This window comes from Geobacillus stearothermophilus ATCC 12980 (assembly GCF_030369615.1).
Taxonomy (GTDB): domain Bacteria; phylum Bacillota; class Bacilli; order Bacillales; family Anoxybacillaceae; genus Geobacillus; species Geobacillus stearothermophilus.
In genome coordinates, this window is record NZ_CP128494.1 from 1,338,896 (window position 1) to 1,352,698 (window position 13,803).

The following is a 13,803-nucleotide window of genomic DNA, read 5'->3' on the forward strand; positions in this document are numbered from 1 at the left end:
AACACTTTTCTGTACAGGGTCCAAGCCACCATTAAGTATAACGTCCTGTTAAACTGTTTGCGCCTATTCTTCATTATGGGAAGAAAAGGGGGATTTTCATCCCTGGGTGGAGGGCAAACCATTGCCCATGGATCTTTTCTGAGCGGAAGCATGGGGTGTATCCAGTTTGAAAAAATGGATGGATGTCCCTCTTGCCAAGGGACGGCCGATCATGTATCATAATAATCACCAATCCGTTGCTGCGTTGTGCGTTGTAGAATGAAGTTTCAACCGATGGCAATCAAAAGGGAGTTCTACATTGAAGCGGGAATGTCATGCCTCAATATTCGTGATGGAGGACGGCAGGAACGCTTCTGCGAACACCCACCTGGTGGAGCGTGGTTGAGAAACTGCATTCAGCCAACGGCAACAGCGGCGCGGATTCACGAATGAGGAGTTGGCAAAAGAGTCCAACTGGATGCAAAACATCCGGTTGGACTCTTTTTCGTTGCGTATGTTTTCTCAAAAAGACATGAAACAATATAGTTGATTTTTCCTGTTTTCATGTTATAATAACCATATTTCGTACAGTAATAATTCGTATTGAAACTATTCCAACAAGAAAGATGAGGCAAGGAGGGGGGATGAATGGAAGGGATCAGCCGGGACATCATGTATGCTGTCTTCCGGACGCAAAAGGCGCTTTATCGCCTCATCCGCGAGGACGCCGCCCGCGTCGGGGTGACAGAGGTGCAGCTGATCGTCTTATATACGCTGCTGAAAAAAGAGCATATTCGTCTGAATGACTTGGCGGAAAAATTAAACTTAAGCAACAGCAATGTCAGCGGCACGGTTGACCGGCTCGTCGGCGCCGGCCTTGTTGTCCGAGAGCCGTCGAAGCAAGATCGGCGCGCGGTCATTTTGAGTTTGACGGAAAAAGGAAAAGAGACGGTGTCGGAAGCGTTTGGCGAGCAGTCGGTGCTGCGCCGGCGGCTTGGCCGCATTCAAGAACTCGTCTCTCCAGAGGAGATTGAACAGTTTTTGCATCTTCATGAAAAAATTAAAGCGATTTTACTCGGGGAGGAATAGACGTGAACGTGAAACGACTGGTTGCGCTGAACATCATTGTGCTCATTTTGCTTGTCGGTGGAGGCTTTGCCGCCTACTACTATGTGAATGAAGCAACGAACTACATTAAAACGGACAACGCCCGCATCGACGGCCAGGTCATCTCCGTCGCTGCGCCGCTGTCCGGGAAGTTAACATCCTGGCGGGGCGACACGGGAAAAACCTTCTCAGCTGGGGAAGAAATCGGCGAGGTGTTTGACGGCAAAACAACGATTCCGGTGACAGTGCCGCATCGGATGACGATCGTGCAGCAAAACGCAGTCAAGGACTCGTTTGTCGCTGCGGGGATGACGCTGGCCCGCGGGTTTGATTTGAACGATTTGTGGGTGACGGCGAATATTGAAGAGACGGATATTGAAGACGTGAAAATCGGGCAAGACGTCGATATTTATGTCGATGCGTATCCGGATCGCAAATTCAGCGGCAAAGTCGAAAAAATCGGCAACGCGACAGCGAATACGTTCAGCCTGCTGCCAAGTTCCAATGCGACCGGCAACTACACGAAAGTGACCCAAGTCATCCCGGTGACGATTTCCATTGACAACTACAGCGGAGCCGGACTTGTGCCGGGCATGAACGTCACCGTCCGCATCCATAAGTAGGTGATGGAAGATGACAGCATTTGTCATTGGTTATATTGTGTTTGCCGTTTTGGTTTTGGCGGCGGTCAACATCGCGCTGCGCCGCCGCAAACCGGCTTCAGCCGCAGGGAAGGCGGCAGATGAAGCGGCGGAAGCCAACGCTCAACCGTTAGCGGAAACGAAAGCAGAGCCGTCGACAGGAACGGATGGGCGTCCGGTCGCTCCGGCCGGTCAAGGCGGCCTTGGGGATATCGGCAGCCGCGGCAAGGTTGTGGCGACGGTCATGCTGGGCGCGTTTGTCGCCATTTTGAATCAAACGTTGATCAACGTCGCCTTGCCGCATATGATGCAAGATTTCAACGTGGAAACGTCGACGATTCAATGGCTCGTGACCGGCTATATGCTCGTCAACGGGGTGCTTATCCCGATCAGCCCGTTTTTAATCGCCAAGTTTCCAGCGAAACGGTTGTTTTTATCGGGCATGTCGTTTTTCGCCATCGGCGCGTTTGTCTGCTCGATCGCTCCGTCGTTTGCCGTCATGCTCACGGGGCGGTTGACACAAGCGGTCGGGGCCGGCATTATTATGCAGCTGATGATGGTCATTATGTTGTCGATTTTCCCGCCGGAACGCCGCGGGGTGGCCATGGGAACGGTCGGAATCGCCATGATGTTTGCGCCGGCGGTCGGGCCGACGCTGTCTGGCTGGATCGTTGAACATTATACATGGCGGCTGTTGTTTTACGTCGTGTTGCCGATCGCGATTTTAGACATTGTGCTCGCCTCCGTCTGGCTGAAACATACGCCGCGTAAAGGCAATCCAGTGCTGGACGTGCAAGGGGCGGTCTACTCTACGATCGGGTTTGGCGGTGTTCTGTATGGCTTCAGCGAGGCCGGAAGCAAAGGATGGGGCGAGACGGAAGTCGTTGTTTCGCTTGTCATCGGCGCCTTGTTCCTCATCATGTTCACATGGCGTTCGCTGCGCTCGGAGCATCCGGTGCTCAATTTCCGTGTGTTCCGCTACCCAGTGTTTACGTTGGCGACCGTCATCGGATCGGTCATCAATATGGCGATGTTTGCAGCGATGGTGTTGCTGCCGGTGTATTTGCAAAACTTGCGCGGCTTTACGCCACTTGATGCCGGTTTGCTGTTGCTACCGGGAGCGATTGTCATGGCGATCATGTCGCCGATTTCCGGCTGGGTGTTTGACCGCATCGGCGCGCGGGCGCTGGCGATCGTCGGCTTGATCATCACCGCGGTCACGACGTGGGAATTCAGCAAGCTGACGATGGATACACCGTACAGCCAGTTAATTTGGCTTTATATTTTCCGCATGTTCGGCATGTCGATGCTCGGAATGCCGATTATGACGGAAGGATTGAACGCCTTGCCGCGCCATTTGTACAGCCACGGCACGGCGATGTCCAATACGATCCGCCAAGTGGCCGCTTCGCTCGGAACGGCGTTCTTGGTGACGATCATGTCCAACCGGGCCAAATTCCATGCGGACATGTACCGAAATGAGATGACGGAAAACAATCCGTTTTTCATGAGCCTTGTCGGCCAGCTGAAGCAGGCGATTCCGAGCGATGAAGCGGTGGTGCAGCTGCTGTATGGGCTCGTGCAGCAGAGATCGACTGTCGAAGGGATTAACGATGCCTTTTTCGTCGCCACCTGCTTGACGGTATTGGCGTTAATGATGGCGTTTTTCTTAAAGGGAAAAAAGCATAAATCGCCATCAGCGTAAACAAAGGAAGCGGCGCAGAAGCCGCTTCTTTTTTTGTTTTATGCCATTATGGACAACAATGTTCTTGCTCCCTTTTTGCACACATATACATCATAAAGACAAGCGGATGACAAAAGAGGGGAGGGGAGCGCCATGGCGCATTTCGGCTCGAAAGGATGGCTTGTGGCTGAGTTGAAAAAGGCAGGCATCGCCCGCCATCCGGTCGGACGGAAAAAAATTGAGACATACAAAGCAGCCGAGCTGTATGGGTTGTACCGAAAATATGTGCAGAAAACGTGCTAGGCCGGATGAAAAATCCGGCTTCTTTTTTGGGCAACCTAAAGGGGAAAGGAGGGAGGCGCGCCTGATGGTTGACAAACGCGCCGGAAGCGATGAAGAAAAAACGGTTTACGGTAGCGGAAGGGGAAACGATCGCCGCCTGTTTAGCGCGAATGAAACAGGAAGGCTACCGCCCCATCCGCCGCATCGAGCAGCCAATTTTCCGCGAAGTGGAAACGAACGGCGAAACGATGGTTGAGCCGTGCGGGCGCATCATCGAATTTGAGGGGGTGCGCGATGAGCCGTAGCAACAGGTCGTTAGCACGGTTGCCCGCCGCCGCCAACGATTTGAGGCGTCGGCCATAGCGGCAAATGGCGAATGGGACGTTGCAGCCGGTTGTCCGGGTCGCTACAATAAAGAAGGGGAAAAATATAAAGAGAAGGAGATGACGCCATGATTCATCACACATGGGCGACCCGGCCGACGATCAAAAAAGTAAAGTGCGTTCACACGAACGCGGAAAAGTACATGGTCAGCAATGTATTGACGCCGGGCAAAGTATATGAAGTAAAAAACGAAACCGACGAGTTTTATTTTGTCATTGACAACAGCGGAAAAGTCGGCGGGTTTTACAAAGATTATTTTGAGGAAGTCAAGTGATCGCGCCAATCACCAAGAAAAAACGGATGTCCGAAACAGGGCATCCGTTTTTTCGATCAGCCGGCGGCGCTTTGTTCCGCCGTCGGCGGCCGCAACCGGCTTGCCGGCAGCGTGATCGTCAACGTCGTCCCTTTTTGTACGGCGCTTTCGATCGTCCACGTTCCTCCCATTTGTTCGATGATTTTGACGGCGACCATCGCACCAAGCCCAGTGCCTTTTTCTTTTGTGCTGAAGTATGGCTCGCCGAAGCGGCGCACTTGTTCTTTCGTCATGCCAACGCCGTTGTCGGAAATGGTAATGACGACTGATGCCCACCGGTTCTCGGCCGCAACATGGAGCGTGCCGCCGTTCGGCATCGCCTCAATGCTGTTTTTCAACAAGTTGAGAAAACACTGTTGGAAATATTGTACGTTTCCGATAACGACACCATGTTCGAGGGAAGAGGATACATGGATCGAATGCATATGCGCCATTGGCGTAATCATTTGCAACACTTTTTGAAGCTCGACGGCGACATCAATCGGCTCGGTCTCTTTTGGCGCCGGTTTGGCAAACGTCAAATAGTCGCGGATGATGGCTTCCGCCCGCTCGAGTTCCTCTAAGGCGATGCGAATGTACCGCTCTTCGGTTTCGCGCGGCAGCCGACCCGTTTGCAGCAGCTGGATGAATCCTTTGACGACGGTGAGCGGGTTGCGGATTTCATGGGAAATGCTGGCTGCCATTTGGCTGACAATCTGCATTTTTTCCATCTTCATCAGCTCCGCTCGAGCGAGCTGTGCCTCATGAAGCGTCTCCATCAAATAGACAGCGAACATCATGACGAACGGCGGCATTATAATGAAATACGCGATATACGGCCTCGTTACCGGAAAATCAGCAATCATCACGGCGACAAATGTCGTCAGCACCGCGAGCAAAAACGTCAGCCCAAGCGACATAACGAGCTTGCTCGGCCGCGGTAGCTTGCGAAACAGCGGCGAGGCGGCCGCCGCTATGGCAAACATGATGGTGTAAACGATCAACGTAAGCGGCTGAAATCCGTACAAAACGGTGCGTGCCAGCATCAAGACAACAAACAGCACCGCCCCGACCGCGCCGCCGCCATACAATGTCCCAAGCAAAAACGGAATTTGCCGGAAATCATGGACGCACAGCGGATCCATGTAAATCGGAAATTTCATGCACAAAACGGCCGCCAACGCCAAGCAAGCGCCAAGCAGCGCTTGGCCATAGAGCGGGCGCTGCCGGATCGCTCGACTATGGTCATAAATAAAGGAAAAGGCAAAGATCGTGACTAAAATATAAAATAAGTTGTTCAAGACGTGCTGGTTAATGTATAAACCGGCCATACGAAAAATCTCCTAACTGAATAGACATCATCACCTTTCATTATAGCGGAAAGAGATTGAAAGAAAAATATGCATTGGCTATGTCCGGTCTTTCAGCAGCCAAACCGCCAAGGCGCCAAGGAGCGGCAGCGAGCGTAAACGAAGCCGCCGTCGAGCGCAAAATCGGAAAGAGCGCCGGGATGACCGCCTGCATCGCATCGTTCAAAAAGTGGCCGAGGCTGATGCGAACAAAAATCGGGTAGACGGTCATGCTGACGGCGCTTGTTCGTTCCGTATGAACCCCCATCGTTCTCCCCCGTTCCAACCATAGATCTTAATATGGCTAAATTATACTTGATCCTTGCCACCAGAGAAAGCCCCATTTCCCAGCGTGAGCGCAGGCAAGAGGGCGCTTCATTTTTGTCTTTTCAATCGCCAGCGCGGTAATTCAGCTTTTCTTTTCCAGATGCACTGATGACGAGCTCGACGTTTACGAATAGCGTGTTGTTATGGAGTGGGATGAGGCCGTTGATCTGATGTTTTTTCCAGAGATCCGGACGCTGGCGATACAGCTGCTCCGACAGATTCAATATATCGATCTGCTGCTTCTTGCCAAGTTCATACAAGCGGCGGATCTCCTGCTTCACCGTTTGTTCCGCCAGTTTGGTCAGTTGTTTTCGCGAGAGCGGTTTGCGCAGTTCGATGATGGCGCCTTGCGCCTGCACTTGGACAGTAAACGCAGGCTCTCCATCCTTCACTTTGACCGACCATTTCGTTTTCGGGTCCCGGACGACAAGAGAGGCGACCGTTTTCCCTTTTTGTTTGACATAAATCGGGGTGCGGCGAATGTCGTGTTCGAGCCAGCGAAGTCCCTCTAGATCGGAACGGCGGACACATTGCTGGAGGCTGTAATGGTGGACAAAACACACGCCGGAAACAGCGAGCATCGGTTTCGGCTTTTTATTTTCGATCCAGCGCCGGCGGTCGAGCGTTAAATACGGAAGCCTTGCCGTATCGGCTTTTTCATCCATATCGACAATCAGCCGGCTGAGCCGGATCGGGCGGATAAACGAACTTTGTTGAAAGATTTCTTCCGGATTGGACAACAGCGAATAATACGAGGAAGCGTTTAACAGCGGCGTCGCTTCAAACAGCTCGGACAGCGGCTCATCGGTGGCGTACACCCATGCTGTATGGCGAATTTCGTTGTAACGGTTCAGCACGTCGATCACATCGGCCACGATGCCTTTTTGCAAGGCCCGTTTGGTAAAGACAATGCTTTTTACATGGCCCCATGACACCCTTTGTTGAATGGAAGGGTAGATTTTGTCGGTCGCGATATTAAACGTTTCGCCAGCGGCTTTGCCGATGGAAACGGCCGCTTTCTCTTTGCCGCCTCCGGCCTCGACTTTGGCGAGGGCGGTGAAACCAACCAGCTGAACGTAGGCGACCACTTGGCCATCTTTATAATCCACCCCAATGGCATGAATATACACAATGTGATCGATGTTGCGCGTGTCCCAACAGCCGCTGAGCAAGATGACGGAAGCGATGACGGGAAAGAGCCGCTTCCTCATTTTTGTTCCCTCTCTTTCGCAATGAGATCATTTGGGTGCACAATGCGGTTGCGCGTGCGGAACTGCTTCCATGTACTCGGGATAAAGACTTTCCCGATATCTTTTGATGGCGGCGCCAGCGGCGTGAGATACGGAACGCCGCAGGTGCGCAAGTTGACCGCATAAGTCAAGATGAAAAACAGCGACAGAATGAAGCCAAACAGGCCAAGAACGGTGGAAGCCGTCAAGACAATAAAGCGCAGCAAGGTGACACTGCCGGCCATATTTTGATTGACGAGCGTGAATGTCGAGATGACGGAAATGGCGGCAATGACGAGTGTGGCCGGGGCGGCGAGCCCGGTGTTGATCGCCGCCTGGCCGATGATTAAGCCGCCGACGACGGACAGCGTCTGCCCGATGGCGATTGGCAGCCGCATCCCGGCTTCCTTAAACACCTCAAACAAAATCATCATCACAAACATCTCCAGCGGCACCGGAAGCGGCACTCCTTGGCGCGACAAAATGAGCGTCGCCAGCAAGGTGAACGGAAGCTGGTCCGGATGGAAGCAGGTCAAGGCGACCCAGGCGCCCGGCAAATAAATGGCGACCGAAGTGCCGACGAGCCGAAGCAGGCGCTGAAACACGACAAACAAGAAAAGCGTGTTGTTGTCTTCCGCCGTGTTCAGCAAAAACGTTAAATTGCCCGGTCCGATCAAGGCGGTCGGCGCCCCGTCCACCAAGATGATAAAACGGCCGTTGAGGAGCGAATTGACGGCAAAATCGGGCCGCCCGGTGTAGCCGAACATCGGGAACAAAGAAAAACGGGTGTCGGAAAACCACTCTTCAATTTGGTTGGTGCTTGTCACCGAGTCGATGTACAAACTGAGCAGACGGCTTCTCACCTCGTCGATGATTTCTGTATTGGCAATATCATCGACATAGAGGAGCCCGACTTTTGTCTGGCTGCGTGTGCCGATGACAAACGGTTCGTAGACGAGCCGGTGTGAGCGCAGCCGCTTGCGAATGAGGGCGACATTTTTGCTGATTTCTTCAATAAATCCATCTTTGGGTCCACGAATCGATACTTCCGTGTTCGGCTCTTCCGGATCGCGGCTGGGCGGGCTGGCGAGCGGCATCGTGTACAAGACATCGGCTTCATGGAAATAAATGAGCAAATCGCCGCTAAACAGCCTGAAGTTGAGATCATCGATCCGCACTTCTTTTCCCATATACTCAAGCGCCGCCGGTTTGCGGGCCTCGATGTCAGCAGCCGTAAAGCACGGATGCTGTTCGCACAGCTCGCGGAACATCGGATAAATGGCCTTTTGCAGCATTTGCGTATCGCACAGTTCTTCACAATAAATAAACAGCAAGTGCACGACAGCCGCCGAGCCGTCAAAAGAGGTTGGAATCGCGGCTTCCGTCATGATGACATCCGGGCATTTGGCGTACATCGTGCGCAACGCCTCTTCGGAGATGATGACGGTCTCGAGCCCCGTGTAATCGTCTTTCAACCGTTTGCCTTCGGCGGCTCGCATGGGTCGTTTCATCCTGCCACCCCTCTTTTCTTTTTTCGATATGCCAACAAAGCGAAACCACTTAACACAACGGACAGCGCAAGACTAAACAGCAGCGATGCCGGCAGCACCCCATGTTTGACAAAATGCAAAAACTGTTCATCGCTGACCGGCGCCAGCGCCGCCAATGTGATCGCCAAGTAGAGGACAATGAGCACCCAACGGCGGGTTTGCGGATGGCGGATCGGAAACAATTCCACAATCAGCGCTGTCGATAAGGAGATGCGGATAAAGGCGCCGGACAGCCATTGATAGACCGACAGAAAGTCCACATGCTCAATGTACGTCCCTAAACTGACCATCCGCCATTGCTCAAACGCCGGATAGCGAAGGCGCGTCGCCTGCTCGGGGCCAAATTCGGTGATGGTGCCAATCGTCGGCCCGATGCTCAGCCCGGCTGTGAAAACAGCGATGGCGGCAAGCGCCTTCCATGAAAATGGGCGAGGCAGGCGATGGGAGAGAAACAATAGAACGATCACTTCCACATATCCTGCTCCGGCGTACATCATGCCGTTGAGCACAGGTCCAACACCATGTTCAAGCGTTGGTCTGAGCAGTGAATAATCTTTATGAGGCGTGGTCGAGAGCATAACGAAAAAACCAAACACGATGACGAACGGGCAAATGATCATGGAAGTGTTGGCAATCGAGTCGATGCCTTGGTACGAGTTATAAAAACAAACGGCCACGATGACCAAAATCAGCGCCCATCTCGGCGTCGCCGTCAAATAAGAGGTGGTGGTAAACGTGACCGTATCGTTTAACGTGACAAAACTATGAAGAAGCAAGAATGCGCTGCTGACACCGGCCATCGCATAAGCAGCCGCGCTCGAAAATCGGGCCTTGAGCCAGTCAAACAGCCGCTCGCCGTTCAGTTGTCGGATGGTGAAATAAAGCAGCGGCAGCCAAACGAGCAAACACGCCAACGCTCCCAAGGCGGCGATCCACGCATCGCGGTGGGCGGCCTCAAGCATAAAGGGGATGATGATGACATGATTCATCAGCCCGACCGACAGCATGACCATAAATAACAGTTGCAGAGCGCTAAGCGGCTGTCCGTTCATCATGGATCCCTTTCTTTCCATGCAATCTCCAAAGGGCGGGGGATGTAGGGCAAAAGGCTGCTGATTCCAGAAACCTTGCTGAACCGGCTTCTTTTCTGATGAAATGCCGCTGATTGGCTTTCTAAAACGATAGTGTTTCCAGTCCAGGGGAATTTATCCGCGCAAACGGCAACCCAACAGCGAAACTTCTCAGGCGGCAGGGGGCACAATACAGGGAAGAAAGGGCGAACATCAACGGCATGCAAGGGGGCGCAGCATGAAATGGCTTCATTTGACGATCGGCGTGAAGATTTCCAGCTGCCGCCCCACCCGGTGTATGTCCCGGTGACGCTGATCCGCGATGGCCAGCTGTTGGCAGACGAATTAGCGGAGCTTGGGAAAACGGAGCAATGGCTGGCCGCCAAACTGCAAAAACAAGGAATTGCCTCGCCAAAAGACGTGTTGATCGCCGAGTGGCTCGAAGGAGATGGGCTGTTTGTTCAGACGTATCAGCCCGCCGAGCGGCAACGGTCAACGCGGCGGTCGACGGCGTCGGAATGAGAGAAAGAAAGAATCCAGGGATGGATTCTTTCTTTATTTTGGAAAAAACTCTTGCCTTTCTTCTGTTTTATGTGTACTATTGGTTATAGTACGGTTGTGACAATGAGAGGAGGAGGGGAGATGTTTGAGCTTGATATCCGCAGCCGCCAGCCGATTTACGAACAACTGATTGACAAAATGAAAGAAATGATCGTCCGCGAACTATGGCAGCCGCACGATCAGCTGCCATCGGTCAGGACGATGGCGAAACAGCTGATGGTGAATCCGAACACGATTCAAAAAGCGTACCGCGAACTGGAACGCGACGGCTGGATTTATTCGATTCCAGGGAAAGGCAGCTTCGTTGCCCCGCGCTCGAAAGAACCAAACATCGAGGCGATCGCTGCGGTCCGTGAGCAGCTTGTCCGCCTTGTCAAGGAAGCACGGTTTTTAGGGGTGACAAATGAGCAGTTATGGCAATGGGTTCGAGAAGGAGAGAAAGAGGGGGAGAATCGTGATTCAACTTGTGGACGTGACGAAAATGTTTGATCGATTTGCCGCTGTCAAGGGCGCGAACATGATGGTGCCAAAAGGATCGATTTACGGGCTGCTCGGCCCGAACGGCGCCGGGAAAACGACGCTGCTAAAGATGATGGCCGGCATTCTCCGCCAAGATCGCGGAACGATTACAGTGGACGGGGAGGATGTGTGGGAAAATGTCCGGGTGAAGCAACGCCTTTTGTTTTTGCCGGACTTTGTCTACTTTTTTCCGCACGCGACGATTCGGCAAATGGCGGATTTTTACGAGCAACTGTACCCGTCGTTCAGCCGCGGGCGGTTTATGGAATTGCAGTCCGTCTTTGCGCTTGATCCGAACAAAAAGATTCAGCAGTTTTCCAAAGGCATGCAGCGCCAAGCGGCGTTTTGGCTCGCCTTTTCCGTCCAGCCGGATGTGCTCATGATGGATGAGCCGCTTGATGGGCTCGATGCATTCGTCCGCCGTCATGTGAAGCAGCTGCTCATAGAAGAAGTGGCCGAACGGGAGATGACGGTCGTCATTTCGTCGCACAATTTGCGCGAGCTCGAAGATTTATGCGACATCGTCGGATTGATGGCGCAAGGGACCGTACGGATGGAGCGTGATTTAAACGAGCTGCGCGCCGGGATGCATAAAATTCAAGTCGCGTTTCGCGGCAGATTTCCGAGCGAGTTGGCCGAACGCCTTGACATCGTGCATCGCGAGGAGCGCGGCAGCATCGTTCTTCTTGTCGTCCGCGGCGAGAAACGATCCATCGAAGAGACGGTGAGTTCGTTTGCTCCGCTCATTCTCGACATCTTGCCGCTGTCGTTGGAAGAAATTTTTATGTACGAAATGGGGGATGTTGTCGATGTCCGCGAAACGGTTGTCGGCTAACCGCGCCATGTGGACGCAAAATGTTCGCCAAATCGGCTGGATAGCCATCATTCATCTGCTGTTATGGCTGGCGGCGATCGTATTGCCGATTGGGCTTTCGTACTCGCAATATGATCCAAAAGTCGGAAATGTGCCGCCATGGAAAGACGTTTACGATATATCCAACGGGTTCGAGACGTTGATTGCTTGGCTTGTCCCGATCTTGGCGGCGGCCGGCGTGGTTCGCTATATGCATGAGAAACGGTCGGCTGATTTCATCCATAGCTTGCCCATCCGCCGCACCGAACTGCTTGCCGGGCAGATGTTTATTGGATGGCTCTTTTTGGCGGTTCCGCTCGTGTTGACCGCCTTGGTTGCGATCGGATGTCTGTACGGACTTGATCTCCCGTGGCCGATTGGAGCGGGGGATGTGGGACGATGGCTTGGCGAGACGCTTGTCGTAGAGACGGTGATTTTTGCGCTAGGTGTCATGGTCGGCGTGCTCGTCGGCCAATCGATCGTTCATATTGTGTTAACGAATATTGCTCTCTTTTTTCCGACAGGCATCATGGTGTTGCTGTTTAGCAATTTGCCGTTATGGTTGTATGGATTCCCCGATGGGTACTATTTATCGGGAAATCTGATGGATTGGGCGCTTCCGATTCGTTATGCGATGCTGACGGATCAAGCGATGAGCGCGGGGGAAGCCGGACTGTTGCTGCTGTTGTCGCTTCTATTTTTCAGTTTGTCCATTTGGTTGTACGAGCGGCGGCCGACGGAAGCGGCCGGACAGGCGCTCGCCTTTTCAGTGCTTCGCCCACTGTTTGTGTATGGAGTGGCGTTTTGCATGTGCTTGACCGGCGGGTTCTACTTTGGACAAGTCCAACGGCAGTGGGGATGGATCATCTTTGGGTATGTTGCGTTTTCGCTTATCGGGTATGCCGTTGCGCAAATGGTCGTGATGAAAACATGGCGTGTTTTTCATAAATGGAAAGGGTATATCGCCTTTGCCGCTGTGATGTCGGTCTTATTTTTGACTGTGCGCCTTGATCCGGTTGGATATGTGAGACACGTTCCGAATTTGTCCGATATTGAGAAAGTCTATTTCGGCCAGTCGGTGATGAATTGGCAAAATCCTAACTTGATGGAAAGAGAGTTTGAAGCATTCGATCAGTTTTTGCGCACGAAGGACAACATCAAAGCTGTCAGGGCGCTTCATGCGCAGCTTGTGCACGATCAGCCGCTCCCGTCACGTTTTGGCAACGTCCGGCCGATTGTGATCGGGTATGTGCTCAAAGACGGCACGCGTCTCCTCCGCCGCTACGAAGTGCCGATTGAACCGTACATGCCGTATTTTCAGCGCATCATGGGCTCAAACGAATATAAGCAGCAATATTATTTGCTCCTTCGCCCGAGCTATTCTCCGATCCGCCAAGTGACGATCCGCAATGTCGAAACGGGGCGTCCGGTGGTCGTGCTGGCCGATCCGAAGGAGATCGAGTCGTTTGTCCAGGCGCTCAAACAAGATTTGTGGAATGAGCCGGTGGAGGACATCATCCGCGGGGGGAGAACATGGCAGGGGGATATTGAATTGCTGCAAAGCGACGGCGATTCGTTTACCGTTCCCTTATCTTCACACAGCACCCATGTTCGCGAGTGGTTGCAACAACGGCATCATTGGGAGCAAATACAGAAAAGGTAACGCCCGATGAAGAGAAAAGGTGTCCCGTTGCTTTTGGGGCACCTTCCTCTTTTTTCCACCGGCTGTTGGTCAAGACGTTTTGTTTTTTCGTTTCCACATCCAAACGTTCAATAGATCGAGCAACAGAAAAAAAATGAACAAGGATAAAATAAATAGTTCCGGCATTTCCATTGCCCGAAAGGGATTCAGCACGATATACAACGATTGATGCAAGGTCATCCCCATCAACTGATCCATGCTTACCATCGTTCCTATGGCGAGCAAGGCAAACATCAGCCAAACAACAATTAGTTTCATGGCGTTCCACCTGCTG

At 52.8% G+C, this 13,803-nt stretch carries 15 protein-coding genes, 1 other RNA gene and 1 pseudogene; 11 read left to right on the plus strand and 6 right to left on the minus strand.

From position 1 onward, the window contains the following. Positions 1–233: 233 nt before the first annotated feature. The 7 genes from ssrS (at position 234) to QSJ10_RS07230 (ending at position 4,351) form a co-directional block, all read left to right on the plus strand. Positions 234–422: non-coding RNA, 6S RNA (gene ssrS, locus QSJ10_RS07200), on the plus strand. A 205-nt stretch (positions 423–627) separates the two neighbouring features. Continuing rightward, positions 628–1,068: a MarR family winged helix-turn-helix transcriptional regulator gene (locus QSJ10_RS07205; protein WP_011231100.1), complete on the plus strand. Its 441-nt coding sequence runs from the start codon at positions 628–630 to the stop codon at positions 1,066–1,068. Positions 1,069–1,070: 2 nt separating this feature from the next. After that, positions 1,071–1,709: an HlyD family secretion protein gene (locus tag QSJ10_RS07210; RefSeq protein WP_049625345.1), complete on the plus strand. Its 639-nt coding sequence runs from the start codon at positions 1,071–1,073 to the stop codon at positions 1,707–1,709. A gap of 10 nt (positions 1,710–1,719) precedes the next feature. Next, positions 1,720–3,432: a DHA2 family efflux MFS transporter permease subunit gene (locus QSJ10_RS07215; protein ID WP_033015191.1), complete on the plus strand. Its 1,713-nt coding sequence runs from the start codon at positions 1,720–1,722 to the stop codon at positions 3,430–3,432. A gap of 132 nt (positions 3,433–3,564) precedes the next feature. Then, positions 3,565–3,714: a YflJ family protein gene (locus QSJ10_RS07220; protein ID WP_011231104.1), complete on the plus strand. Its 150-nt coding sequence runs from the start codon at positions 3,565–3,567 to the stop codon at positions 3,712–3,714. A gap of 89 nt (positions 3,715–3,803) precedes the next feature. Further along, the gene (locus tag QSJ10_RS07225; RefSeq protein WP_033015194.1) at positions 3,804–3,998 is read left to right on the plus strand and encodes an NETI motif-containing protein; all 195 of its coding nucleotides are present in this window, start codon (positions 3,804–3,806) and stop codon (positions 3,996–3,998) included. Between the two features lie 146 nt (positions 3,999–4,144). Continuing rightward, positions 4,145–4,351 (plus strand): DUF6501 family protein, encoded by a 207-nt coding sequence (locus tag QSJ10_RS07230; protein ID WP_014195730.1) that lies wholly within the window; start codon positions 4,145–4,147, stop codon positions 4,349–4,351. Between the two features lie 56 nt (positions 4,352–4,407). Here the strand turns inward: QSJ10_RS07230 and QSJ10_RS07235 are convergent, their stop codons facing one another. The 5 genes and pseudogenes from QSJ10_RS07235 to QSJ10_RS07255 all read right to left on the minus strand — a co-directional run bounded on the left by QSJ10_RS07235 (position 4,408) and on the right by QSJ10_RS07255 (position 9,876). Beyond that, positions 4,408–5,700 (minus strand): ATP-binding protein, encoded by a 1,293-nt coding sequence (locus QSJ10_RS07235; RefSeq protein WP_053532570.1) that lies wholly within the window; start codon positions 5,698–5,700, stop codon positions 4,408–4,410. Between the two features lie 148 nt (positions 5,701–5,848). Further along, positions 5,849–5,986 (minus strand): annotated as a pseudogene (locus QSJ10_RS15565) (MFS transporter); the annotation flags it as partial. 121 nt (positions 5,987–6,107) lie between these two features. After that, the gene (locus QSJ10_RS07245) at positions 6,108–7,256 is read right to left on the minus strand and encodes a Ger(x)C family spore germination protein (protein WP_033015181.1); all 1,149 of its coding nucleotides are present in this window, start codon (positions 7,254–7,256) and stop codon (positions 6,108–6,110) included. Beyond that, entirely contained in the window at positions 7,253–8,785 is a 1,533-nt protein-coding gene (locus QSJ10_RS07250) for a spore germination protein (protein ID WP_033015174.1), read from the minus strand. Before QSJ10_RS07250 ends, QSJ10_RS07245 begins: the two co-directional genes overlap by 4 nt. Continuing rightward, positions 8,782–9,876: a GerAB/ArcD/ProY family transporter gene (locus QSJ10_RS07255; protein WP_033015170.1), complete on the minus strand. Its 1,095-nt coding sequence runs from the start codon at positions 9,874–9,876 to the stop codon at positions 8,782–8,784. The genes QSJ10_RS07250 and QSJ10_RS07255 overlap by 4 nt, the downstream gene beginning before the upstream one ends. A 261-nt stretch (positions 9,877–10,137) precedes the next feature. Between QSJ10_RS07255 and QSJ10_RS07260 the strand changes: the two genes are divergently transcribed. The 4 genes from QSJ10_RS07260 to QSJ10_RS07275 all read left to right on the plus strand — a co-directional run bounded on the left by QSJ10_RS07260 (position 10,138) and on the right by QSJ10_RS07275 (position 13,490). Further along, entirely contained in the window at positions 10,138–10,416 is a 279-nt protein-coding gene (locus tag QSJ10_RS07260) for a YetF domain-containing protein (RefSeq protein WP_053532572.1), read from the plus strand. 120 nt (positions 10,417–10,536) lie between these two features. Further along, on the plus strand, positions 10,537–10,944 hold the full coding sequence (locus tag QSJ10_RS07265; RefSeq protein ID WP_015374759.1) for a GntR family transcriptional regulator: 408 nt from the start codon (positions 10,537–10,539) through the stop codon (positions 10,942–10,944). Further along, positions 10,910–11,809 carry an ABC transporter ATP-binding protein gene (locus QSJ10_RS07270; protein ID WP_053532573.1) on the plus strand — a complete coding sequence of 300 codons (900 nt, stop codon included), beginning with the start codon at positions 10,910–10,912 and terminating at the stop codon, positions 11,807–11,809. Before QSJ10_RS07265 ends, QSJ10_RS07270 begins: the two co-directional genes overlap by 35 nt. After that, positions 11,784–13,490 (plus strand): ABC transporter permease, encoded by a 1,707-nt coding sequence (locus tag QSJ10_RS07275; RefSeq protein ID WP_033015167.1) that lies wholly within the window; start codon positions 11,784–11,786, stop codon positions 13,488–13,490. The genes QSJ10_RS07270 and QSJ10_RS07275 overlap by 26 nt, the downstream gene beginning before the upstream one ends. 69 nt (positions 13,491–13,559) lie before the next feature. On the opposite strand, the gene QSJ10_RS07280 is transcribed toward QSJ10_RS07275, so the two are convergent. Next, the gene (locus tag QSJ10_RS07280; RefSeq protein WP_033015165.1) at positions 13,560–13,787 is read right to left on the minus strand and encodes a YczF family membrane protein; all 228 of its coding nucleotides are present in this window, start codon (positions 13,785–13,787) and stop codon (positions 13,560–13,562) included. Positions 13,788–13,803 lie beyond the last annotated feature (16 nt).